The sequence below is a fragment of the Streptomyces sp. SJL17-4 genome (assembly GCF_036826855.1).
In the GTDB taxonomy this organism is placed as follows: Bacteria; Actinomycetota; Actinomycetes; order Streptomycetales; family Streptomycetaceae; genus Streptomyces.
Map to the genome: position 1 here is coordinate 1,283,995 of NZ_CP104578.1, position 22,612 is coordinate 1,306,606.

The 22,612-nt window shown below is 71.3% G+C and carries 20 protein-coding genes, 1 tRNA gene and 2 pseudogenes; 15 read left to right on the top strand and 8 right to left on the bottom strand.

Annotated features, from left to right (window positions below):
• The first annotated feature begins 189 nt into the window (after positions 1–189).
• The 6 genes from N5875_RS05745 to N5875_RS05770 all read left to right on the top strand — a co-directional run bounded on the left by N5875_RS05745 (position 190) and on the right by N5875_RS05770 (position 7,441).
• Complete coding sequence (locus N5875_RS05745; protein WP_318209565.1) at positions 190–1,080, top strand: universal stress protein; 891 nt, start codon at positions 190–192, stop codon at positions 1,078–1,080.
• 57 nt (positions 1,081–1,137) lie between these two features.
• A complete protein-coding gene (locus tag N5875_RS05750) occupies positions 1,138–2,436 on the top strand; it encodes a hemolysin family protein (RefSeq protein ID WP_338492082.1) in 1,299 nt (432 codons plus the stop codon).
• Positions 2,437–2,625: 189 nt separating this feature from the next.
• On the top strand, positions 2,626–3,963 hold the full coding sequence (locus tag N5875_RS05755) for a hemolysin family protein (protein ID WP_318209567.1): 1,338 nt from the start codon (positions 2,626–2,628) through the stop codon (positions 3,961–3,963).
• Positions 3,960–4,973 (top strand): hemolysin family protein, encoded by a 1,014-nt coding sequence (locus tag N5875_RS05760; protein ID WP_318209568.1) that lies wholly within the window; start codon positions 3,960–3,962, stop codon positions 4,971–4,973. The genes N5875_RS05755 and N5875_RS05760 overlap by 4 nt, the downstream gene beginning before the upstream one ends.
• A gap of 129 nt (positions 4,974–5,102) precedes the next feature.
• Positions 5,103–6,425 carry a hemolysin family protein gene (locus N5875_RS05765; protein ID WP_318209569.1) on the top strand — a complete coding sequence of 441 codons (1,323 nt, stop codon included), beginning with the start codon at positions 5,103–5,105 and terminating at the stop codon, positions 6,423–6,425.
• On the top strand, positions 6,422–7,441 hold the full coding sequence (locus tag N5875_RS05770) for a hemolysin family protein (RefSeq protein WP_318209570.1): 1,020 nt from the start codon (positions 6,422–6,424) through the stop codon (positions 7,439–7,441). Before N5875_RS05765 ends, N5875_RS05770 begins: the two co-directional genes overlap by 4 nt.
• A 150-nt stretch (positions 7,442–7,591) precedes the next feature.
• Here the strand turns inward: N5875_RS05770 and N5875_RS05775 are convergent, their stop codons facing one another.
• On the bottom strand, positions 7,592–7,972 hold the full coding sequence (locus N5875_RS05775; protein WP_318209571.1) for an excalibur calcium-binding domain-containing protein: 381 nt from the start codon (positions 7,970–7,972) through the stop codon (positions 7,592–7,594).
• An 89-nt stretch (positions 7,973–8,061) separates the two neighbouring features.
• Here N5875_RS05775 and N5875_RS05780 point away from each other — a divergent pair, with 89 nt between their 5' ends.
• Positions 8,062–8,232, top strand: coding sequence for a hypothetical protein (locus tag N5875_RS05780; protein ID WP_318209572.1), 171 nt, complete (start codon positions 8,062–8,064; stop codon positions 8,230–8,232).
• A 566-nt stretch (positions 8,233–8,798) separates the two neighbouring features.
• On the opposite strand, the gene N5875_RS05785 is transcribed toward N5875_RS05780, so the two are convergent.
• Positions 8,799–9,212: a hypothetical protein gene (locus N5875_RS05785; protein WP_318209573.1), complete on the bottom strand. Its 414-nt coding sequence runs from the start codon at positions 9,210–9,212 to the stop codon at positions 8,799–8,801.
• A 96-nt stretch (positions 9,213–9,308) separates the two neighbouring features.
• Here N5875_RS05785 and N5875_RS05790 point away from each other — a divergent pair, with 96 nt between their 5' ends.
• Positions 9,309–10,244: an ion transporter gene (locus N5875_RS05790; RefSeq protein WP_318209574.1), complete on the top strand. Its 936-nt coding sequence runs from the start codon at positions 9,309–9,311 to the stop codon at positions 10,242–10,244.
• A gap of 136 nt (positions 10,245–10,380) precedes the next feature.
• Here N5875_RS05790 and N5875_RS05795 read toward each other — a convergent pair whose 3' ends face one another.
• The 3 genes from N5875_RS05795 to N5875_RS05805 all read right to left on the bottom strand — a co-directional run bounded on the left by N5875_RS05795 (position 10,381) and on the right by N5875_RS05805 (position 13,284).
• Entirely contained in the window at positions 10,381–10,689 is a 309-nt protein-coding gene (locus N5875_RS05795) for a hypothetical protein (RefSeq protein WP_318209575.1), read from the bottom strand.
• Entirely contained in the window at positions 10,686–11,408 is a 723-nt protein-coding gene (locus N5875_RS05800) for an HNH endonuclease family protein (RefSeq protein ID WP_318209576.1), read from the bottom strand. The genes N5875_RS05795 and N5875_RS05800 overlap by 4 nt, the downstream gene beginning before the upstream one ends.
• 379 nt (positions 11,409–11,787) lie before the next feature.
• Entirely contained in the window at positions 11,788–13,284 is a 1,497-nt protein-coding gene (locus N5875_RS05805; RefSeq protein ID WP_318209577.1) for a SulP family inorganic anion transporter, read from the bottom strand.
• Positions 13,285–14,527: 1,243 nt separating this feature from the next.
• On the opposite strand from N5875_RS05805, the gene N5875_RS05810 reads away from it, so the two are divergent.
• Both N5875_RS05810 and N5875_RS05815 read left to right on the top strand, forming a co-directional pair.
• Positions 14,528–14,833 (top strand): helix-turn-helix domain-containing protein, encoded by a 306-nt coding sequence (locus N5875_RS05810; protein ID WP_338492085.1) that lies wholly within the window; start codon positions 14,528–14,530, stop codon positions 14,831–14,833.
• Positions 14,833–16,050: a site-specific integrase gene (locus tag N5875_RS05815; RefSeq protein ID WP_318209578.1), complete on the top strand. Its 1,218-nt coding sequence runs from the start codon at positions 14,833–14,835 to the stop codon at positions 16,048–16,050. The genes N5875_RS05810 and N5875_RS05815 overlap by 1 nt, the downstream gene beginning before the upstream one ends.
• Before the next feature lie 98 nt (positions 16,051–16,148).
• Here the strand turns inward: N5875_RS05815 and N5875_RS05820 are convergent.
• Positions 16,149–16,222: transfer RNA gene (locus N5875_RS05820), tRNA-Pro, on the bottom strand.
• A gap of 258 nt (positions 16,223–16,480) precedes the next feature.
• Between N5875_RS05820 and N5875_RS05825 the strand changes: the two are divergent.
• Positions 16,481–16,924: pseudogene (locus N5875_RS05825) on the top strand (DUF309 domain-containing protein); the annotation flags it as partial.
• 219 nt (positions 16,925–17,143) lie between these two features.
• Here N5875_RS05825 and N5875_RS05830 read toward each other — a convergent pair.
• Together N5875_RS05830 and N5875_RS05835 are read right to left on the bottom strand one after the other, a co-directional pair.
• Positions 17,144–17,575, bottom strand: a complete 432-nt coding sequence (locus N5875_RS05830) for a DUF488 family protein (RefSeq protein ID WP_338492087.1) — start codon at positions 17,573–17,575, stop codon at positions 17,144–17,146.
• Between the two features lie 29 nt (positions 17,576–17,604).
• On the bottom strand, positions 17,605–18,213 hold the full coding sequence (locus N5875_RS05835) for a TetR/AcrR family transcriptional regulator (protein ID WP_318209581.1): 609 nt from the start codon (positions 18,211–18,213) through the stop codon (positions 17,605–17,607).
• Positions 18,214–18,405: 192 nt separating this feature from the next.
• Here N5875_RS05835 and N5875_RS05840 point away from each other — a divergent pair, with 192 nt between their 5' ends.
• From N5875_RS05840 to N5875_RS05855, 4 genes and pseudogenes are all read left to right on the top strand, one after another.
• Positions 18,406–19,272: a phosphatase PAP2 family protein gene (locus tag N5875_RS05840; RefSeq protein WP_338492089.1), complete on the top strand. Its 867-nt coding sequence runs from the start codon at positions 18,406–18,408 to the stop codon at positions 19,270–19,272.
• Positions 19,269–20,129: pseudogene (locus N5875_RS05845) on the top strand (DMT family transporter); the annotation flags it as partial. The gene N5875_RS05840 and the pseudogene N5875_RS05845, both read left to right, overlap by 4 nt.
• A gap of 549 nt (positions 20,130–20,678) precedes the next feature.
• Positions 20,679–21,686 carry an SPFH domain-containing protein gene (locus N5875_RS05850; RefSeq protein WP_318209583.1) on the top strand — a complete coding sequence of 336 codons (1,008 nt, stop codon included), beginning with the start codon at positions 20,679–20,681 and terminating at the stop codon, positions 21,684–21,686.
• On the top strand, positions 21,683–22,582 hold the full coding sequence (locus N5875_RS05855; RefSeq protein ID WP_338492092.1) for a hypothetical protein: 900 nt from the start codon (positions 21,683–21,685) through the stop codon (positions 22,580–22,582). The genes N5875_RS05850 and N5875_RS05855 overlap by 4 nt, the downstream gene beginning before the upstream one ends.
• The last annotated feature ends 30 nt before the right edge of the window (positions 22,583–22,612 follow it).

The following is a 22,612-nucleotide window of genomic DNA, read 5'->3' on the forward strand; positions in this document are numbered from 1 at the left end:
AGGGGATCGGCCCGGCCAACACACACCTGTCCGAGCGGGCACCCGGCCGAACAGGAGACCCTCTTACGAGTCTCGCGAGCGCGCAGCGGGCGCTGCTGCGCTGTGGCGCGGGCGTGGCCCGCAAGAGAAGCTGGGAGGTAAGGAGCGTGCACACCCCCGCGGGGATCGCGGGTGAGGAGTGACGAGGCCATGTCGGGTTCGGTCGTGGTGGGGGTGGACGGTTCGGCCTCCGCCCTGGCCGCGTCGGAGGTCGCCGGGCGGGAGGCACACCTCAGGGACGCGGAACTGCACGTCGTGCACGCCTTCACCTGGCCGGCCACACACGTCCCGGCCGGCGCCTCGCCGCTCGGCCCGCCCGCCGGGGGCGTACGGGAGTCCGTCGAACGCCTACTCGCCGAGGCGGTCGAACGGGCCCAGGCCGCAGCACCGGGCGTGCGGGCTACCAGCGCCGTGATGCTTGGTGAGCCGGCAACCGCCCTGGAAGCCGCGTCCCGGTCCGCCCAGCTCCTCGTGGTGGGCCACCGCGGTGCCGGCGGCCTGCGAGGACTCCTCGTGGGCTCGACGGCCGTGCAGCTCGCCGCTCACAGCCATTGCCCGGTGATGGTCGTACGGGACGCCGGCGAGCCCGCAGGTCCGATGGTGGTGGCGGTGGACGGCTCCCCCGGAGGCCAGGGAGCCATCGCGTTCGCATTCGTGGAGGCACAGCTGCGCGGCAGCGAACTGGTGGCCTTGCACGCCTGGAGCACCTGGAGCGATCACGGCGAAAGCGCCGGTCCGGACCATCCGGTGGAACTCGTCGACCTGGTCGGTGACGTGGACCGGATGCGTGCGGAGGAGGAGCAGCTCCTGGCCAAGGCGGTCTCCGGGCACCGGGATCAGCATCCGGAGGTGACCGTGCGTATGCGGGTGGTCCGGGGCCGTACGCGGCCGGCGCTGGTCGAGGCCAGCCGGAGCGCTCAGCTGATCGTGGTGGGCGCGCGCGGGCGCGGAGGCTTCGCCGGGCTGCTGCTGGGCTCGGTAAGCCAGGCCGTCCTGCATCACGCCCACTGCCCGGTGGCCGTGGTGCGCGCGGGTCTGTGACAACCGTCCCGCCCGGCCGGCGGACGCAAGCGCAGCCATGGAGTGGAGGCTGAGGCCGTGAGCGGCTACGTCTGGGATCTCGTGCTCATCGCGGGGCTGATCGTGATCAACGCCCTCTTCGCGGGTACCGAGATCGCCCTCGGCTCGCTGCGCGAGAGCCAGCTGCGCCGGATGCGGCGCAGAGGCCGCGCAGGGGCCGCCCGCCTCGCCCGGCTGATCTCGGACCCCAACCGCTATCTGGCCACCATCCAGATCGGCATCACGCTGGCGGGCTTCCTCGCCTCCGCCACCGCGGCCGTCTCTCTGGCCGAACCGCTCGTGCCACTGCTCTCCTTCACGGGTAGTGCCGCTGAACCGCTCGCCATCGCCCTGGTGACGCTGCTGCTCACCTTCGTGACCCTGGTGGCCGGGGAACTCGCGCCCAAGCGTCTGGCGATGCAGTACGCCCAGCGATGGTCCCTGCTCGCGGCCACTCCTCTGGACGTCCTCGCCACCGCATCCCGCCCGGCCGTGTGGGCCCTGAGCCACACCACGAACCTGCTCGTCCGCCTCCTGGGTGGCGACCCCCGCGCCGCAAAGCAGCCGCCCACTCCGGAGGAACTCCGCGACATGGTCGTCAGCCACCGCGGACTGACGCCCCAGCAGCGCACCATCATCTCCAGCGCCCTGGAGATCCACGAACGGACCCTGCTCGCCGCCCTCGTCCCCCGCCGCCAGGTGTTCACCCTGCCCGCGTCCATGCCCGCCGCCCAAGCACGCACCGAACTCGCGGACTCAGGGCACTCCCGCGCCCCCGTCCTGGCCGCCGGCCGCTTCGAGGACGTCGTCGGCGTGGTCAACCTCCGCGATGCCACCACCAGCGCCGACGACACCCCGGTGGGCGAGCTGGCCCGGCCCGGCGTCGTCTTCCCCGACTCCATGAAAATCTCCGAGGCACTGCGGGACTTCCGCGCCAACCGGGAGCAGTTCGCCCTCGTCGTCGACGAGCACGGCTCCACGGAGGGAATCGTCACCATCGAGGATCTCTTGGAGGAGATCGTCGGCGAGATCTACGACGAGACCGACCGCGACATCGCGACCGCACTCCCGCAGGCGGACGGCTCGGTCCTCGTCCCCGGCTCGTTCCCCGTCCACGACCTCCCCGACATCGGCGTCGAACTCGGCGCTCTCGCCGACGACGACCACTACGCCACCGTGGCCGGCCTCATCCTGCACAGGCTCGGGCGCATCCCCAGCAGCCCTGGAACCAGGATCCTGGCGGACGGGTGGGTCATCGAAGTCACCGTGATCGACCGCAACGCCGTCGCCGAGGTACGTCTGAGGCGAGCTCGGCGCAGCGACCGGCCCGACGGTTGATCCACCTCGGCTCTCGATACCGGTTTGCCTTTCCTTTACAGTGGTGTAGAAGCCTGCGTGGTCGCTCTGACCACGGACTCCACCGAGAGCGAGAAGGAGTGAGCGACCCGCAATGGGTGAGCCTCCCAGTACGAGCCGTGCCACCGCCCGCCCAGTCGGCGTATCGATTCGGGGAGCGGGGGTGGCACGGTGACCGAGGTGCTTCTGCTGCTTCTGGCCCTGGCCCTCACGCTGGCCTGCGCGGTGTTCGTGGCGGCCGAGTTCTCCCTGACGACCGTCGAGCGCGGTGAGCTGGAGCGGGCCGTCGAGGCGAAGGAGCGCGGCGCCGAAGGCGCGCTCCGTGCCGTACGCCGCCTGACCGTGCAGCTCTCCGGTGCCCAGCTCGGCATCACCGTCACCTCGCTGGTCATCGGCATGCTCGCCGAGCCCTCGCTGGCAGCGCTGCTGCGCGGCCCGCTGGAGGCCATCGGACTGGGCGGTGTCGCGTCCTCCGTCGCGACCCTCCTCGGTGTGGCGATCTCGACCGTGGTCCTGATGGTGGTCGGCGAGCTGGTCCCGAAGAACTGGGCGATCTCCCGGCCGCTGGCCGTCGCCAAGGTCGTGGCTGGACCCCAGCGGGGCTTCACGGCGGCCTTCGGGCCGTTCATCCGGCACCTGAACAACACCGCGAACCGGTTCGTGCGCCGCTTCGGCCTCGAACCGGCCGAGGAGCTGACCGCGGTCCGCACCCCCGACGAGCTGGCCTCTCTCGCGCGGCACTCGGCAGCCGAGGGCGCCATCGATGCCGACTCGGCCGAGCTGTTCGTCCGTACGCTCCACCTCGGCGAGCTCACGGCGGAGAACGTCATGACGCCGCGCGTCGACGTCCGAGCACTTGAGGCCCAGGCCACGGCTGCCGACGCCGCCAATCTCACGTATGCCACCGGCCTGTCTCGCTTCCCGGTCTACCAGGACATCCTGGACAACGTGATCGGCACGGTCCACATCCGTGACGTCCTCGCCCTCGAACCGGCCGCCCGCGCCTCCACTCAGATCACCGAGCTGGTCACCGAGCCGCTCCTGGTGCCCGAGACTCTGCCCGCCGACCGGCTCCTTGAGCGGATGCGCGCCGGCCGCACCATGGCCGTCGTGATCGACGAGTACGGCGGCATGGCCGGCGTGGCGACCGTCGAGGACATCGTGGAGGAGGTCGTCGGCGAGGTCCGTGACGAGCACGACCCGGTCGAGGTGCCCGACCTGCTGCCCGCGCCGCCGACCGAGGACGGCCGGGCCACCTGGGAGGCCGACGGCGGCGTACGGATCGACGAGCTGGCCCGTATAGGGCTGCGCGCGCCGGAAGGTCCGTACGAGACGGTCGCCGGCCTCATCGCCACGCGCCTCGGCCGCATCCCCGCCCAGGGCGACGCGGTCCTGCTCGAAGGCTGGCGGCTCGACGTCCTCGACGTCGAGCACCACCGGGCCGACCGGGTCCACCTCACCGAGCCTGCCCGCCGCGCGGATCACCAGCACGCCGGGGTGGTCCGATGACCGCCGTGCAGCTGACCATCGGCTTCCTCACGCTTCTGACGAACGCGTTCTTCGTCGGCGCCGAGTTCGCCCTCATCTCCGTCCGCCGCAGCCAGATCGAGCCGTCCGCCCGCGAGGGCGACCGGCGGGCCCGCACGGTTCTGTGGGGACTGGAGCACATCTCACAGCTGATGGCCACCGCCCAGCTCGGGATCACCGCGTCCTCCCTCGTGCTGGGCGCGGTCGCCGAGCCCGCCATCGCGCACCTGCTGGAGCCGGCCTTCCAGGCCGGCCACGTACCGGCTGCCCTGGTGCACCCGATCGCGTTCGTCATCGCCCTCACCCTGGCCACGTACGCCCACATGCTCATAGGCGAGATGGTGCCGAAGAACATCGCACTGGCCGCCCCGGCGAGGACCGCGCTGCTCCTCGGCCCGCCGCTGGTCGCCCTCACCCGCGCACTCAGGCCCGTCATCTTCGGCATCAACGCCTTCGCCAACGCCCTGCTGCGGCTGTTGCGGGTCGAGCCGAAGAACGAGGTGTCCTCCGTCTTCACCGACGATGAGCTCGCCCGCATGGTCCAGGACACCAGCGCCGCCGGACTGCTCTCGCCCGACGACGGCGAACGGCTGCGGGACGCCCTGGAGCTGGGCACGCGGCCGGTCGGCGAGATCCTCGTACCGGCAGCCCGCATGGTCACGGTCGACCACCGCATCACCCCGGCCGAGCTGGAGCGCGCCGCGGCGCGCGCCGGATACTCCCGCTTCCCCGTCACCGGCCCGGCGGGCGCCGTCCTCGGCTACCTGCACATCAAGGACACCCTCGGCGTCGCCGACCGCGACAAGCCCTTCCCGCGCACCGCGTTCCACGCCGTCACCCGGGTCCGCGTCGACACCCCGCTCGACGACACCCTCACCGCCCTGCGCGCCGGCAGCAGCCATCTGGCCGCCGTCATCGGCGAGGCCGGTACCGTCCTCGGCTACGTGACCATGGAGGACGTCCTCGGAGAACTGGTCGGCCCCGCCGTGTGATCTTGCGCAAGCACGCCCGTCAGCCCGCCAACACCCGATTCCGATGACCTTTGACCACCGCACCACAAGGAGCACGTTCTTGTCCGCCAGATCGACGCACCCCGACGACTCGAAGGGGTGCGGTAGCCGATGAACGCCGTACTCGGCCTGCTGGCCGTCCTCGTGCTGACCGCCGGCACCGGCTACTTCGTGGCCCAGGAGTTCGCCTACGTCGCCGCCGACCGCCTCGCCCTCGCCGCCGAGGCCGCGGCGGGTGACAAGCGGGCCGCCCGCGCGCTGAAGGTCCTCGAACGCCTCTCCTTCATGCTCTCCGGAGCCCAGCTCGGCATCACCGTCACCGGCCTGGTCGTCGGCTTCCTGGCCGAGCCGTCCGTCTCCGCGCTCCTGAAGCCCGCACTCGAGGGCACCGGTCTTTCCGACGGTGCCGTCTCGACGATCTCCGTCGTCCTCGCCTTCGTCCTGGCGACCGTGCTGCAGATGGTCCTCGGTGAACTGGCGCCCAAGAACCTGGCCCTTGCCGTGCCCGAGCGGCTCGCCAAGTCCCTCGCCGCCTCCACTCTCGTCTACCTCAAGATCGTCGGACCGGTCGTCCACGTCTTCGACGGGGCCGCCAACAAACTGCTACGCAAGGTCGGCATCGAGCCGGTCGAGGAACTCCACCACGGCGCCACCCTCGAAGAGCTCAGCCACCTCATCGGCGAATCCCACGAGCAGGGCCAGCTCCCGGCCGACACCGCCGAGCTCCTCGACCACGCCCTGGAGTTCTCCGAGCGGACCCTCGACGAGGTCATGGTGCCGCGCGCCGACGCCGTATTCGTACGCAATGACGCCACCCTCACCGAAGCCGTCGAGCTCATCGCGAAGCACGGCCACTCCAACTACCCCGTGCTCGGCGACCACCCCGACGACGTCGCCGGAGTCCTCGGCGTACGCGACCTCGTCCGCCTGCCCGCCGACCGCTTCCCGGACCTGACGGCGGGGCAGTCCGCCCGGCGCCCGCTCCTGCTGCCCGACACGCTGCCACTGCCGCAGGCCGTCGCGCAGATGCGGGAGTCCGACGACGAGTTCGCCGTCGTCCTCGACGAGCACGGCGGCGTCGCCGGCATCGTCACCTACGAGGACATCGCCGAAGAGCTCGTCGGAGACATCGCCGACGAGACCGACAAGGTCGTCGCCACCGCCGTCCCGGACGGCGAGGGCTGGCGGATCGACGCCGGCCGCCGCCTCGACGAGATCGAGGACGCCACCGGCATCAGCCTGCCGGAGGACGACGACTACGACACCGTTGCCGGCCTCATCATCGACCGCCTCGGCCGCTTCCCCACCATCGGGGACCGCCTCACCGTCGACGACGTCCGCATCGAGGTCCTCAGCCTCGACCGTCACGTCCCCGAGCGCGTCCGCATCGAACGCGCCACGCCGACCCAGCCGGCCGAGGAGGCACAGGCATGAGCTTCCCCATGGCCCTCTTCATCACGGTCCTGCTCCTGATCGGCAGCGGCTTCTTCGTCGCCGCCGAGTTCGCCCTCGTCGCCGCCAAGCGCCACCGCATCGAGAAGGCCGTCGCCGACGGGCAGCGCGGTGCGAAGGCCGCACTCGCCGGCATGCGCGAGCTGTCGCTGATGCTCGCCGGCGCCCAGCTGGGCATCACCCTGTGCACCCTCGGCCTCGGCGCCATCTCCAAGCCCGCCATCTCCCACGAACTCGACCCGCTGCTCGTGAAGCTCGGCCTGCCGACCGCCCTCAGCTACGGCATCGCCTTCGCCGTCGCCATGGTCATCGTGGTCTTCCTCCACATGGTCCTCGGCGAGATGGCCCCCAAGTCCTGGGCCATCGCCCACCCCGAACGCTCCGCCATGCTGCTGACGCCGCCCTTCCGGGCCGTGGTCAAGGCCGTACGCCCGCTGCTCTGGATCCTCAACAAGGTCAGCAACGCGCTCGTACGGATGTGCCGCGTCCAGCCCCGCGACGAACTGGCCGCCGTCCACAACCGCGAACAGCTCACCCACCTCGTCGAGGAATCCGAACGCCTCGGCCTCATCAACAAGACCGACTCACAGCTCATCACCCGCTCCCTGACCGAGCCCCAGACCCCGGTCGCCGAACTCCAGACCCCGGCAGCCGACATCGTCGCCGTCCGGGCGGGCGCCGACCTGGAGACGGTCCTGGACCGGGCGGCGGACGCGGACCTCACTCGTCTCCTCGTCCGCGACGGGGACCGGATCACCGGCTCCGTCCACGTCCGTGACGCTCTCGTCGCCGCGGCCAGGGGACGCGCCCTCACGGCCCGGGACCTCGCCCGCCCGGTGCCCGAACTGCCCGCCACCACCACGGTGTCCGAAGCCGTCGAGCACCTCCGCCGCCGCCGAGCCTCCCTCGCCGTCGTACGCGACGAGCAAGGGGTGCTCACCGGGCTTGTCAGCCTGGACGACCTGCTCGTCCGAATCATGGGACCGCAGACCGCGTAATGCGTCCAGGCGTGCCGTCGGCGACCGGCCGGCGATGGCGACGGCACGCCCACGCGCGCCGGCCGGAGAACCGACGTGTTCGCTCGGGGCCGTCCTCACGTGTACCGCGAAGGAACAGCAGCCCACTTGGACGCTGGTTGGTCCCACACGTCAGGACGCCTCGCAGCCAATGCCGTCGCCGTCGCGGTCCAGCCGGTGCGGATCGCTGGAGCCGACCCAGACCGGGCCGGGAAGGTCCGAGCAGTCCACATCAGGGACGCCTGCCGGGGGGCCGGGCGGGAGTCCCGGGGGCCGGCCTTCGGGCTGTACGGGTGCCGGTGTCTGTCGTGGTGCGGGGGCAGAGTCGCATGCCGACCACAGACCCGCGTCGGCATTGCGGGCATCGGCCTGGGCCTGGGCTTGGGCTTGGGCTTGGGCTTGGGCTTGGGAGATCCTGGACCAGTACCGGTCATTGGGCTGGTACAGCACGCTCTTGGCATGACCACTGCGCACCAGGGACTCATTGACGAAGACTCCGTCCTCGTTCCACACGTAGAGCAGATAGCGGTCGTACTGGTCCTTGAGCTCGTCGTCCCGCCCGGACCATACTCCCGGGCGGCAGCAGCGCCTGGGTTCGCGCGGTGGCTTCGCGACCGAAGCAGGCGCCCTTCTCCGGGGCGTCGATCTCCAGCAGACGGACCCTGGCCGTCGCTCCGGCGGTGATGATCGCGCCCTCCCCTCGTACCTCGATCGTGTCACCGTCGATCACGCTCGTGACCACCACCGTGGTGGGCCCGGGTGCGGGCCGCTGAGCGCGTTCGGGCGGCTGCTCCGTGCGAGGCGCTGTGGGAAGCCCGTTCGACGGCGGTGGTGTCGGTGGTGCACTCGGTGGGGGCGGCAGCACGGGAGGGGCCTCGGTGGACGTGGGTGATGGCTCGGTCTGCGCGGGCGCCCGGGGCTCTGATTCCAGCCGGGTCTGCCCCGTTTTGGCGGCGGGCGGCGGAGCCTCGGAAGCGGGACGGTCGTCCTCCGCCAGAAGTGCTCCGAGTCCTCCGAGCCCCAAGAGGGCGGCGAGCAGAACGACGACCGCGACGATCCAGGGATGCTTCGGACGTCGAGGGCGGCCGGAGCCTCGCGGTGGACGCTGCCGGGGCTGTCCGGCCCACGCGGCCGGATCGGGTGAAGCCGATCGGCCGGTAGATCGTGCGCGCGAGGACTGACGGCGCCAGGCGCCGGGATCGTGTGAAGGGGAGGGGCACATGCCGCCCCCTCTCTGCGGGCTTCTCCCTCCAGTAGACCACCACCGGCCGAGCCGGGCCCGCCCTTGCGTCCGCCAAGCGAAACCCGCAGATCAAACAGCAGGTCCCCCGCTGGCGTGCTAGTCCCCCGTCTCCAGCGCCTTCGGCCGCTCGCCGACCGTGTCGGCGAGCTCTGGGGCGTACAGCGTCACGAGCGGTTCGGGGCCGGCGTACTGACGACAGGAGCACTGTCGCGGCGCTACAGCATCATCGTCGGCATCCTTGGCACGCTTGCCCTTGACCACTGCATAGCACCGGCCGTCCCGCGTGTCGTGGTAGGCGAGATGATGCCGACAGCCACAGACCGGCTCCGGGCCGCTGAGCGCCCTCTCCTGCTCCTGCCGCCGCTCTATGCGCGCCTTCTTGAACCGGTCGTACGCTCCTCCGGCCACATAGCCACTCGCCAGAATCACCAGCGCGATCTCGAAACCTGTCATCGCTTCCCCCTGCTTTTCATACTCGCCATAGATCCTCCCACGCCGCGGCTCGGTCACCGGCTCCCCGGGCGACGCAGACCAGCGACCCAAGAGCGCCTAAGATCTCTAGCAGTTGAAGCGACAGACCAGGTCTGCGAGGAAACGAATCACCTCATGTCCGAACGGACCACCGCGCAGTTACGGCATGCCCTCGCCGACCGCTGTCGCCGCATCACGGACTCCTCCGGTTTCGCGACAGGCGTTTTCGGTCTCATCGCGGCCAACGCCGTGCTGCTGGGCATCGAGACCTACCCGGGCATCGTGGCCGAGTGGCGACCTACCCTGCGGGCTGCGGAGCAGCTTTTCCTCGCTGCGTTCACCGCGGAGATACTGCTGCGTGCTGCCGCGCACGCCGACCGACCCAGGGACTTCTTCCGCGATCCGTGGAACGTGTTCGACCTTCTCGTCGTCACGGTGGCGTTCCTGCCGTTCGCCCGCGAGAACGCCACCGTGCTGCGACTGTTCCGGCTCGCCAGGGTGCTGCGCGCGGCACGGTTCCTGCCCCAGTTGCGGATCGTGATCGTCGCCGTCGGCAAGAGTCTGCCCGGCACCCTCAGTTTTCTGCTGGTCGGCGCTCTACTGCTGTACATGTACGCGATGGTCGGCTGGGTCTTCTTCGCCGACGAAGACCCCGAACACTACGGCTCCCTCGGCCGCGCGGGCCTCACCCTTTTCCTGCTGATCACCCTGGACGGGCTGGGCGACGCGGTACGCGCGGGCCTAGAAATATCGCGCTGGACCATCGTCTACTTCGCCTCCTTCGTCCTCCTCGGATCCTTCGTCCTGGTCAATCTCCTGATCGGGGTCGTCATCAACTCGCTGCAAGAGGCGCGCGAACTCGAGTCGCCCGCCGACCGGAGACCTCCGCCGGCCGGAGATGACGCTTCACGGCTGCACGAACGAATCACCGCCGCCCGCAAGGCACTCGACGAACTGGAAGCCGAGTTGAGCGCCATGGCCCGTCCCGTGCCGGAAGAACCGACGGCGGTCTCCTCCCCGGCACGTCCGAGGGATCACGAAAGCCGGGCAGGGGCATGGTCAAGCCGATGAAGTCGGCTTACTCGGCGATGACCGGGCGGTGAATCCCTGGCCGACATCCCGCTGAGAGCGACCATCTGTGCGAGGAACGCCCGGCGAAGTGATCTGTCCCAGCGTCATGGGCGCGGTCGCTCGAACGTCATGACGGCTACGCCGACGCCTCGCCGCCTCCCCGGGAGACGCGGGCTCCGCCGCCCGCGCGGACACGGTCGAGGACGGCAGCGTGCAGTTGCGCGAGACCACCAGGCGGCACGGGCATGGGGCTACCGGTCAATGTGTACCACTCGTCAGCGCCCTTGTACTGGATCAGAACGACGGCTTGGCCGTCTGTAAGGGGTCCCGTGGCGACGGTGAGTTCGCCGGTGATGACGCCTACTTCGTCGGTCATCGCACCGCCGGGGCCGGCCTTCACGTCGTCCAGGTGTGCGTCCGGGCCTGGGGTGGGAGTGTCGGTCATGAGGAGCAAGTGTCCAGCATCTGACCGAGCATGTCCTTCTCCGACGCGGTCACCGACAGCTCATACGTGGCCTTGACCGACGTCCAGGCCCGGGCGTAGGTGCACCAGTAGGTCTTCGAGGGCGGCTGCCACTCGTCGGGGCCCTGGTCGCCCTTGGAGCGGTTGGAGGCTGCCGAGACGGCGAGGAGCTGCGGGTGGGTCAGGTCGTTGGCGAACTCCTTGCGCTTGTCCTGGGTCCACTTGTTCGCCCCGGACCGCCAGGCGTTGGCCAGGGGCACGGTGTGGTCGATGTCCAGATCCGCGGCGTCCTTGAACGTTCGGTCGTCGTAGACGCTCGCCCAGGTTCCGGACACGGCACGGCACTCGGAGTCCCGCTGGACGTTCGCGCCGTCGCGATTCAGCACGGTCTCACGGGTGTTGCAATTCTCTCCCTGAGAGGCCCAGTGCGGGAATCGGTCACGGCTGTACCCGGACATGGAACCGTGCGGGGCGACCTCCAGACCTGCGAGCTCCGTACGCGCCTGCTCGGCGGTCGGCACGCCGGGCAGCGTCCCGTCCGCCTCCGGAGCACCGCCGGCCGCGCCACTGCGCGTCGGCGAGGGCTTCGCGTCACCGCCGCTCGGGGACTTGGCATCGTCCTCCGCCGAGCACCCCGCCACCGCGATCAGGACCAGGGTCGCCGCCAAACTCGCTATTCCCACTCGCTTCTGACGTGCCATGGCCTGATGCATTCCCTCCGAATGAGCCTGTACGCAAGGCAGCGTATCTGTTCGAACATGAGGTGCCGTCCGCCGCACTCGTCGACACCTGTCGGGTTTCCTCGTCGCTGCCAGCCTGACGGACTCATCCATCCCACCGTTGCCGGTTGAAGCCCGCGGGAAGCGAGCTGGGATCACCACATGGCCTTCGGCACGAGCGGTCGTGGCGTCGGGGCGCGGCAGCTCGCCCCGCGAACGGCGTCAGCCGACCACAGCCGGCGAGCCGGCCTCGTTGGTCACCGAGAAGACGAGCGGGCCGTATCGACACCGCCGCCTCCCTCGGCCTGCCTGGGTGAAGACGTGCGCGGTGCTCGCTCGTAGCCACGGGCTTGCCATGGGGTCATCCCAGCGCCTTGGCCTGCTCCGCGGGCGAAGATTCCGGGAGTGCTTGGAGCCGAACGACCTGGCTGCCTGCGACAGTGTGCCGCTCGGCCCAGGCGTGCAGGGCGGCACGGCACGCATGGTCGAGGTGGTGGACCCCTGAAAGGTCGAGGACGACCTGGCGGTCACGGGGCAGGGCCTCGAGGCTGTCCAGTATCTGAGGCAGCCGCAGGAAGTTCACCGTCCCGGCCAGCTGCACCCGTACCCCGCCGTCGCCTTCGTCGCTGTGCTCCATGCGTAGATGGGACGCCTCCCAGGCGGCCTTCGCCACCGACAGCACAAGACCGATCAGTACGCCTTCGAACATGCCGACCACGACGATCGCCACCGCCGTCGCGAGGAGCACGAACGCCTCACCGCGATGCGTGCGCCAGAGCGTCACCACACCCCGGAACGGGATCAGTTTCCAGCCGGCGTGGACGAGAATCCCCGCGAGGGCCCCGAGCGGGATGTACGCGAGGACGGCCGGCAGCAGGACCGCGAAGAGCAGCAGCCACACACCGTGCAGCACCCGGGACGCCTTCGTTCGGGCACCGGCCTCCACATTGGCCGAGCTGCGCACGATGACCGCCGTCAGCGGCAGGGCACCGAGCAGACCGCACACCGCGTTCCCCGCTCCCTGGGCGACGAGCTCCCTGTCGTAGTCAGTACGCGGACCGGTATGCAGCCGGTCGACGGCCGCCGCGCTGAACAGCGACTCCGCGGAGGCGATCAGCGCGAACGCCAGCGCCGTACCGAGCAGCGTCACGTCGACGAGGCCGGTAAAGGCGTCGCCACCGGGCAGCCGCACGGCATCCAGCACGCCACTCACCCGCACGGTGGCAACCGGGAGTTCGGCCACCGCGGTCACCAGGGCGGCCAGCAGGACCGCCACCAGAGCCCCAGGCACCGCTCGGATCCGGCTGGGCATCCTCCGCCACACCACGACCACGGCGACGGTCCCAACGGCGACGGCGAGAGAGACGAGGGAGGCAGTGGCCCCCGATGCCCCGGTCAGAGCGCCGGGCAGACCCGCCAGCTTGGCGAGCCCCCCATGGGGCGCCGTCACACCGGCCGCCGCGTAGAGCTGGCCCGCGATGATCACGAGACCAATGCCCGCGAGCATGCCCTCGACGACGGACAAGGAGATCGCCCGGAACCAGCGCCCCCAGCGCAGGACACCCATGACGACTTGCAGGAGTCCTGCCAGCAGCACGACCAGTCCGAGGGCCGGCAGCCCCAGGGCGCGGACCGCCTCCGCCACCAGCACGGTCAGGCCGGCGGCCGGACCGGAGACCTGCAGACTGCTGCCGCGCATCACACCGGTGACGAGACCGCCGACGATGCCGGTGATCAGGCCGAGTTCGGCGGGGACGCCGGAGGCGACGGCCACCCCGACACAGAGGGGGAGCGCCACGAGGAAGACGACCAGTGAGGCGGCGAAGTCCTGCCGGACGCCGCGGAGGAAGAGTGGCATGTGTGTTCCCCTCAGAGGGTCTAGACGGAGCGGGCTCACGGGCCGCGTCCCGGACGTCGGAACACGTGATGAGCAAGTCGACCGCGGGCGGGACGCCCTCAGGAACCAGCCCGAACCGGTGTCCCTCGTCGATGAGGCGCGGCATGAATGACATCTCCTGGCAGGCCGCGACGGCGCGTCGGGCCGACGGCCCTGTCAGCGGCGAAGCGGCGAGTCTGCGAAGGCTTCGGTGCTGGGGCTGCGCCATACATGCGTGAGGTGACAGTCAGCCGGAGGGGCTGCGACGGCTCGACGTCAGCGGCCCTGGCAAGGTGCGCGGCAGCCCACCGGCATGGCCTGAGGTCAGGTCGCGCCTGGCGGGGCGGCCGGATTCCCGGTCCGTAGCGCGGGCCATCGCTTCGGATCCCTCTGCGACGCCCCAAAGCCTGCTTGCTGCAGTCCGATTGGCCGTGAATCCGCAACGACGCTCCCCGTCCGCACGCCAGCAGGCCGTGCGCGAAGGCGGGAGTGAAGGTGTCACTTCGAGACGAAGGTATGCGGTCGGCCGACATGGCGAGCACCTCTCTCCCCCAGGGGCGCACAAGGCCATCACAGTTCACAAAAGAGAGTTCAAGAGAAGGTCAATGCACAGTAATACGCCACGGTGCTTCGTCGTTCGGAACGACACATGGGAAGGAAGGATTCGCGACTGGATCCGGCTGCAAGATGACGCGATCACTCACACGATTGGCGCACAGCGTTGCCGGCGCGCCGATAGTTCAATCCGCGTGCGCCCTCGGCCGCCGGACTGCGCCCCCCAGACCCTCGCCCACGCTCACTGGGGAGCACATCGCGAAGAGGGTCGGCCAGGTGGCCTGGGCGTCTCGAATGAGACCGGCCGGTCATGGCGACCGTGTGAGCAGCGAGCAGCTCGGGCGATGCACACCTCGGCGAAGGCGGCGGCGGTCGCGTACGGCCCGATGAGAGACCTCTCCGCGATCTCTGCTCTTCCGATGTCGACATACCAGCGGCTGCGGCGAGTACCCCAAGGTCCGTCCAAGGCGGCGGAACATAGCAGCAAATCCCCGGTTAGGTAAACCGGGAATTCTGCGGAGTATTACTTCACGTAGCGCGTCAGGGCGCCGATGGGCCGCAACGCGCGCAGACATGCAGTTCGTTCTCCGTTCGCGAACGATCCCGTCTGCCGCTGGACTGTCGCGCCGATCCGTTTAGTGTTCCGTACTCCCCGGAGATCAATCCCACCTTGCCCTTCCAGCCCGTAGCCTCCACCCACCTACGACACTCCGACCAGCAGCCCCCAACGCCACCCGCGCCGGAATGCGGCCTGGCCAACGGTCACGCCCCCCTCCTCACGAGCACTTGGTACTCGACCAAGGACCTCGCAGCTCGCATTCAGGTCGATGCGTCGACACTACGCCGGTGGCGAACTGCTCGACCGCCACAAGGACCGCCCTTCATCCACATGTCCGAGCGCGTCGTCGTATACAGCGCGGCCGACGTCGAGGAATGGCTCCGCAGCCGCCGCGTCACCCCAGCCAGGAAGGCTTGATGCCCCGAATAGAAACCGTCCCCATCGGCGTTCGGATCTCGACCGACGTGGAGTACAGACCCAGCAGGGCCAATCCGTACCGGGCCCGTGTCCGCTGGTTCGATCCCGAGACCAAGCGCCGCATGTCGCTGTCCGAGGCCAAGCAGGACGAGGATGAGGCCAACGCGTGGATCGACGCCGTCGTCGAAGCCGCAGCCGCCGGACTCGACCCTTCGCTCGCCACCATCAATCTCGCTGCCTACGGCGAAGCGAACATGGAACTCGCCCTCCGCGGCCTCGAACTGAAAACACGCGACCCGTACCTGTCGGGCTGGCGCCTGCGGGTGGTACCGACCCTGGGGCACCTGCCGGTTCGGATGATCACCAACGGCGCGGTCGACCGCACCGTCCAGAACTGGATCACCGACGACCTCGGCCGCTCCACAGTCAAGAACACCCTCGCCGTCCTGGTCCGCGTCATGGAACAGGCGGTCAGGGACGGCATCATCCAGATCAACCCAGCCCGCGTGACCGGCTGGCAGAAGCTCTACAAGCAGGTTGAAGACGAGCTCCTCAACCCCCGCGCGCTCGCCCTGCCCGACTGGGAGACGCTCGTCGAGCTAGCCGGTGCGCTCGTCGACGCCTCGCACGGCGAGTACCGAGGCTGGGGCGAGGTGGTCCTCTTCGCCGCGTGCACCGCCGCACGCATCGGCGAGGTCTCCGGCTGCCGAGTCGGCGACATCGACACCACCAACTGGATCTGGACCGTCCGCCGCCAGACGACTCCGGCCCCCGGCGGTCTCGTCGACAAGGGCACGAAGGGCAAACGAGCCCGCCAGGTCCCGATCATCGAAGAGATCCGCCCGCTCGTCGCCCAGCGTGTCCTCGCCGCCGGCCCCGATCCCAACGCCCGGCTGTTCACCGGACCGCGCGGCGGCCGCATCACCACCGCTGTGCTGCGCGACGCCACCCACTGGGACACCGTCGTCACCAAGCTCGGCTACGAGCACCTGCGCCGCCACGACCTCCGGCACACGGGACTCACGTGGTTCGCCGACGCCGGTGTCCAGGTGCACGTCCTGCGCAAGATCGCCGGCCACGGCTCGCTCACCACGACCCAGCGGTACCTGCACCCTGACACGCACAAGATCACCGCCGCTGGCGCAGCACTCTCAGCGCACCTCAGCGTGCTGCGCGCCCCGCGGTCCCTGCCGAGCCCGATCGTCGTCGTCCGCTGACGGTCAAGGCGGGGTTGGTCCCCAAGTGGTCCCCAAGAACGATCAAGGGGCCGTTTCAGATTGCTCTGAAACGGCCCCTGACCTGCGACTCTTTCGAGTCGGGACGACAGGATTTGAACCTGCGACCCCTTGACCCCCAGTCAAGTGCGCTACCAAGCTGCGCCACGTCCCGATGCGCGTCTCCTCGGGGTTTCCCCCGCGTCGGCGTGCAGGGAAAACATTACCTCACTCCGGACGGTGGGTTGACGCACGGGCGGTCACCGCGCCGCAGGTGGTGGCCTGGGATGTTGCTTCGGCGAGGGTGACGGCCGAGCCCGGCGCGCGAGGGCGAGGCCCGGGCGGGCGCGGGCGCGGTCCGGGCGCGTGGGCGAGGTCCGGGCGGGCCCGGGGCTCCGTGCGGTGTCGATCGCCCCGGGGCGACAATGGACGGGTGAACCGGACAGCGAGTGATCGTGGCAGGGATCGCGACGAGGAGGGGCGGGCCCGTAGCGCGCGTCCTCGCGACGGGCTCGGCCGGCCGCTGCCGTACGGCGCCGAAGGCGTGCCCCGGCAGCCCGAGGGCGTCGTCCGCACTCCCGAGGAGACCCTGCGCGAGGCGCAGCGGTTGCTGGACGCCGGGATGCCCTTCCATGCGCACGAGGTCTTCGAGGACGCCTGGAAGTCCGGCCCCGAGTCGGAGCGCGACCTGTGGCAGGGCCTCGCGCAGCTCGCCGTGGGCCTGACGCACGTCGCCCGGGGCAACACGGCGGGCGGGGCGCGGCTGCTGCGCCGCGGCGCCGACCGCCTCGCGGGCGGGCAGGGGAGCGCGGAGTCCGCCGCCCATGGGATCGACGCCGACGGACTCGTGGCGTGGGCGCGGGAGTTGGCCGATAGGGCCGCCGAGGGCCGCCGCCGTGCCGCAGGGCCGGACGCGGCCGGAGCCGACGACCCGGCCGACGCCGAAGCCGTCGACGCGGAACCGCCCGTCGCGGAACCCGCCGTCGCCGAACCCCCCGGCGCCGAACCCCCTGTCGCCGAACCCCCCGTCACCCACCCGCCCGTCGTCGACGCCGCCTCCGAGGCGCCTCGGCTGCTGCTGGACCGGGCCTGAGGGTTACGCCCCCGCTCCCGGGTCCAGTTCCCGCAGCAGGACCGACGTGTGGCTCACCGACGGGTCCTTGGCCGCCGTCAGGAGGGTGACCGTCTCCTTCGCCGCGAGGGTCCTCAGCCGGTCGAGGGCCGCCGCGGCCTCGGGGGCTTCGAGTTCGGCCTCGTAGCGCCGACGGAACTCCTCGTACTCGCCCTCGGTTCCGTGGTACCAGCGGCGGAGTTCCGTCGACGGCGTGAGCGCCTTGGGCCATTCGTCGATGCGGGCGTCGGTCTTGGCGAGTCCGCGCGGCCAGAGCCGGTCGACGAGGACCCGCACGCCGTCGTCCGGCGAGGGGGTCTCGTAGATCCGCCGGACGCGGACACGGCCACGGTGGCCGGGTTGGGCCGGGCGGGCCGGCTTCGCGGACTCTGAGGGCTGCGTGGGCTCTGCGGGCATGGCTCCAGCCTGACGGACCGGCCCGCGGCTCACCCCTCGACGCGCAGCGCCGGAAGAAGGACGGCGTCGACGAAGGTCCGCATGGTCGAGACGTCCGTGAAGCGGTCCTCGAAGAGCCGCTCGATGCGGAGCATGCCCAGGAAGCAGGGGGCGACGAAGCCGATCGCCGGGTTGTCGGCATCGATCTCGCCCCGCGCGACCGCGCGCGCCACGACCGCGTCGATCGCCGCGACCTCGGGGGCGATGACGGTCTCGCGGAGTGCGGCGCGCAGATCGGGGTGCTGGATGAAGGCCTGGGCGACGGCCTCCATGAGTTCGGCGTCGCGCTCGCGGTGGGACGCGGCGATACGGCCCGCCTCGCGCAGGTCACCGGCGAGGGTTCCGGTGTCGATGCCGGTGAAGACGGTGCAGCGGCGCCGGGCGAGCGCGGCGGTGACGAGCTGCGGCTTCGTGCCCCACTGCCGGTAGAGGGTGGCCTTGCCGCACTTGGTGCGGGCCGCGACGCCCTCCATGGTCACCGAGTCGTACCCGCCCTCACGCAGGAGGCAGAGCACGGCGTCGTACAGCTCCGTCTCGCGCTCCGGCGTGATCTTGCTGCGGCGGGCGGCGGCGGTGGCGGCCTCTGTGGACGCCGACATGGACGCTGACGTGGACGCTGACGTGGACGCTGACGTGGACATCGATCCCTCCCGGACACCTCTGTCTCTGCACATACGAGAGTAGGGGGTGCACAATCGAGACGCAAACGTATCGAGACGCTTGCGTCTCGATGAAATCGGATCTAGGCTCACTCCGTTTACTGGCGATTTGACTGATTAGAGGGCCGCGCGATGGCTGCCGGGATACGCGGGATACGAGGACCACGTCCTGCCGGATCAGGGCTGACGCCTACCCCCGACCCCGCCGGGCTCGACGAGCACGGGAGCGACGAGAGGGACGGCGGCGAGTCCGCCAGACCGCCCCTCCTGCGCGAGCTCGCGCTCGTCACCGCGCTGTTCCTCGTCTACAAGTTCGGCCGGCTCTTCGCCAACGGCCACGAGTCCCGCGCCTTCCGGAACGCCGACCGCGTCTGGGACGCCGAGCGCGCGGTCCACCTGCCGGGTGAGGGAACGATCCAGCAGCTGCTCCTGCACGGCGAACCGCTGATCCGGGCCGCGAACACCTACTACGCGGCCGTGCACTTCCCGGCCACACTCGCCTTCCTCGTCTGGCTGTATCTGCGCCGCCCCGCCCACTACGTGTGGTCGCGTCGCGTCCTCGCGCTCCTCACCGGCGCCGCGCTCGCCCTGCACCTCCTGATGCCGCTCGCGCCGCCGCGGATGCTCGCCGCCAGCGGACTCGTGGACACCGCACGGGTCTACGGCCCCTCGGTGTACGGGGCGACGCCGGAGACCGACTCGATGGCCAACCAGTTCGCGGCCATGCCCTCACTGCACTTCGGCTGGGCCCTGATGGTCGCGATCGGCCTGATCGCCGCCACCCGGTCCCGGTGGCGGGTCCTGTGGCTGCTGCACCCGCTGCTCACCCTGCTCGTCATCGTCGGCACCGCCAACCACTACTGGTTCGACGCGCTCGCCGCCGCCGCGCTGCTCGGTCTCGCCCTGCTCGCCGTCCGCGCCCCCGGCCGCCGGACGGCGCCCCCACCCGTACCCCGTCAGGTCGGTACGGCCTCCCTCCCGGTCGGAGCCCTCCGATGAACCCCGCCGCAGGCACCGTCGTCGCGGTGCTCCTCTCGCTCGTCTCCGCCGCCGGATACGCGCTCGCCGCCGTCGCGCAGTCCCGGCTCGCCGCCGCCTCCCCCGCCCAGGACGGGCGCGGGGCGCTGCGCGCACTGCTCGCCCGCGGGCAGTGGTGGTCGGCGGTCGGCCTCAACGCCGCCGGAGCCCTCGCCCACGTGGCCGCCCTGCACTACGGGCCGCTGACGCTGGTCCAGCCGCTCGGCGCACTGACCTTGGTGGCGGCGCTGCCGCTCGGCGCGTACGCGGCCCGGCGCCGGGTGACCCGTACCGAGTGGCGCGGGGCGCTGTGGACCCTGGCCGGTCTCGTCGGACTGGTCGCCGTGACGGGCCCCACCGAGCCCGGCGAGGCGCTCAGCCTGCGCGAATCCCTGGTCGTCGCCGCGGCGACGGCGCTCCTCATCGTCGCGCTCGCCTCGGGCCGGCACCGCCGCCACCCGGCCGAGGGGCAGGCCCCTCGCGGGCTCGGGCACGCCACGGCCTCCGGGATCGCCTCGGGCGTCGCCTCCGCGCTCACCCAGACGTTGACTGCCGCGTTCGCGCTCGAACTCCCGGGCGGCAAGCCGGCCTGGTGGCAGACCGCGCTCCTCGCGGTGCTGATCTCGGGCTTCGCGACGGGCGGGCTCCTGCTCTCCCAGGCCGCCTACCGGGGCGGCCTAGCGGCGCCGCTCGCCGTGGTCAACCTCTCCAACCCGGCGGCCGCCGCGATCATCGGCGTGGCGCTGCTCGGGGAGACGTTCCGGGCGGGCGCGTGGGGCTGGCTGGTAGCGGCCGGCGCGTCGCTGGTCGCGGCGCGGGGCGTGGTGCTGCTGACGAAGGGGGGTTCCCCGGAGGCGGCCGCTCCGGCCACCCGACCCGAGGCGGCCCCGGCAGCGCGGGCCACGGCGTTGCCGGTGCCGGTGCCTGTCTCGGTGCCGGTGCCGGTGCCTGTCTCGGTGCCGGTGCCTGTCTCGGTGCCGGTGCCTGTCTCGGTGCCGGAGGGTGTCGCAGCGCCCGGGCCCGCGACGCCGCCCGAGCCGGGGACTGCCGACTCCACGCACGCGCGTACGCCTGCCCGGTGGAGCATCCGGCCGACGCCTGTCCCGGTGCGGGTGCCGACGCCCGTGCCGGTGCCGGCCCCCCGCATGACCGACTTCTCCGCCACCCGGGCGACCCGACCTGCCGATCCGGCCACGCCCGAGCCGCGCATGACCCAGCTCGACATGCCAGACACGGGCGGCCCGGCCGGCCCGGGCGCCGAGCCGGCGCACGCGCCGGCTGCGGGCTGACGCATTCGAGGTCACCCTCCCCTCCGACCTCGAATTCGTCATCTTGACGACAACCCCGAAATCCCCCTATCGTCAACATGACGACAAGGGGGTTTCTTCATGGCCGACATCACCCGGCGGGCCGGCTGGCGCCATCTGCGCTCCGCGCCCACCGCGCATATCCGTCACCAGCGCCGCGGCAAGCTCGTGCACGACGGCGAGGGACTGAGCTTCTGGTTCCGCCCGCTCACCGCTGCCCTCTCCGAGGTCCCGGTCAACGACCGCGAACTGGCCATGGCCTTCCACGCCCGGACCGCCGACTTCCAGGACGTCAGCGTCCAGTCCACCGTCACGTACCGGATCGGCGACCCGGCGGCCGCCGCCACTCGGCTCGACTTCTCCATCGACCCCGACACGGGCGCGTGGCGCGGCACCCCGCTGGAGCAGATCGCCACTCTCCTCACCGAGACCGCTCAGCAGCACGCCCTCGACGTCCTCGCCCGCACCGCGCTGGCCGAGGCGCTCGTCGACGGCGTGGCGGCGGTACGGGACCGCGTCACGGCCGGACTCGCGGCCGAGCCCCGACTGCCGTCCACCGGCATCGAGGTCGTCGCCGTCCGGGTGGTCGCGATCCGCCCCGAACCCGAGGTCGAGCGGGCCTTGCGCACCCCCGCCCGCGAGCAGATCCAGCAGGAGGCCGACCGGGCCACGTACGAGCGCCGCGCCGTCGCCGTCGAGCGCGAGCGCGCCATCGCGGAGAACGAGCTGGCGAGCAAGATCGAGCTGGCCCGCCAGGAGGAGCGGCTCGTCGAGCAGCGTGGCACCAACGCCCGTCGCGAGGCCGAGGAGAACGCCTCGGCCGACGCCGTACGGGCGGAGGCCGAGGCCGTACGGAAGGTCCGCCTCGCGCAGGCCGAGGCGGAGGCCGCGCGGGAGGTCGGGCAGGCGCGCGCCGGAGCGCAGTCGGCGTGGCTGCGGGCGCACGCCGAGGTGGAACCCGCCACTCTGCACGCCCTCGCCGTGTCCCGTGCCGCGGAGAACCTGCCGCGGATCGAGCACCTGACGCTCTCGCCCGACGTCCTGACGGGGCTGCTGGCCAAGCTCGGCGAGGGCGGGGCCCGGCCGTGAGCCTCGCGCCGCGCGCGGTGCTCGTGCACCGGACCACGGAGTACGAGGAGCTGCTCGCCCGGCACGGTACGCACGGTCAGGCCGCGTTCTTCCTCTCCGCGCGCGGCCGCTCGGTCGACGCGGTCCGCGAGCGGCACGAGCGCACCCACCGGGCGATGGCCGAGGTGGCGGCCGCGGTGCCCCTGACCTGGCGGCAGACCAGGGTGGAGCGCGCCGATCTGGACCGGTTCCTGTTCGGGCCCGAGGACGTGGTCGTGGTGGTGGGGCAGGACGGTCTGGTCGCCAACGCGGCGAAGTACCTGACCGGGCAGCCCGTCATCGGGATCGACGCCGACCCGGGGCGCAATCCGGGCGTCCTGGTCCGCCACCGGGCGGACCGGGCACGGCGGCTGCTGCCGTACGCGGCGGGGGCCGGGGCGACGGTCGACGAGCTGACGATGGTGGAGGCGGTCACCGACGACGCGCAGCGGCTCCTGGCGCTGAACGAGATCTACGTCGGGCCGCGCGGCCATCAGACCGCCCGGTACACGCTGGACCTCGACGCGACGGAGCTTCCACCGGAGGCCCAGGCCTCCTCGGGTGTGCTCGTCGGCACGGGGACGGGGGCCACGGGCTGGCTGCGGTCCCTGTGGGAGCAGCGCTCCAGCGCGCTCGCGCTGCCCGCGCCGGCGGATGCGCGGCTCGCCTGGTTCGTCCGTGAGGCCTGGCCCTCGCCGACGACCGGCACGAGCCGGGTCGAGGGCCTCCTCGACCCGGGTCAGGGGCTGCGCCTCGCCGTCGAGTCGGACCGGCTGGTCGTGTTCGGCGACGGCGTCGAGTCGGACGCGCTGGAGCTGACGTGGGGCCAGACCGTACGCCTCACGATCGCAGGCCCGCGCCTCCGCCTCGTGATGTGACAGGCTTCGTACTTTCGCCTGTTGTAAGGG

Excerpts from the sequence above, each read along its gene's own strand:
- N5875_RS05745 (WP_318209565.1), top strand. The coding sequence starts at position 190 with ATGTCGGGTTCGGTCGTGGTGGGGGTGGACGGTTCGGCCTCCGCCCTG.
- N5875_RS05760 (WP_318209568.1), top strand. The coding sequence starts at position 3,960 with ATGACCGCCGTGCAGCTGACCATCGGCTTCCTCACGCTTCTGACGAAC.
- N5875_RS05765 (WP_318209569.1), top strand. The coding sequence starts at position 5,103 with ATGAACGCCGTACTCGGCCTGCTGGCCGTCCTCGTGCTGACCGCCGGC.
- N5875_RS05770 (WP_318209570.1), top strand. The coding sequence starts at position 6,422 with ATGAGCTTCCCCATGGCCCTCTTCATCACGGTCCTGCTCCTGATCGGC.
- N5875_RS05790 (WP_318209574.1), top strand. The coding sequence starts at position 9,309 with ATGTCCGAACGGACCACCGCGCAGTTACGGCATGCCCTCGCCGACCGC.
- N5875_RS05795 (WP_318209575.1), bottom strand. The coding sequence starts at position 10,689 with ATGACCGACACTCCCACCCCAGGCCCGGACGCACACCTGGACGACGTG.
- N5875_RS05800 (WP_318209576.1), bottom strand. The coding sequence starts at position 11,408 with ATGGCACGTCAGAAGCGAGTGGGAATAGCGAGTTTGGCGGCGACCCTG.
- N5875_RS05805 (WP_318209577.1), bottom strand. The coding sequence starts at position 13,284 with ATGCCACTCTTCCTCCGCGGCGTCCGGCAGGACTTCGCCGCCTCACTG.
- N5875_RS05815 (WP_318209578.1), top strand. The coding sequence starts at position 14,833 with ATGCCCCGAATAGAAACCGTCCCCATCGGCGTTCGGATCTCGACCGAC.
- N5875_RS05830 (WP_338492087.1), bottom strand. The coding sequence starts at position 17,575 with ATGCCCGCAGAGCCCACGCAGCCCTCAGAGTCCGCGAAGCCGGCCCGC.
- N5875_RS05835 (WP_318209581.1), bottom strand. The coding sequence starts at position 18,213 with ATGTCGGCGTCCACAGAGGCCGCCACCGCCGCCGCCCGCCGCAGCAAG.
- N5875_RS05840 (WP_338492089.1), top strand. The coding sequence starts at position 18,406 with ATGGCTGCCGGGATACGCGGGATACGAGGACCACGTCCTGCCGGATCA.
- N5875_RS05850 (WP_318209583.1), top strand. The coding sequence starts at position 20,679 with ATGGCCGACATCACCCGGCGGGCCGGCTGGCGCCATCTGCGCTCCGCG.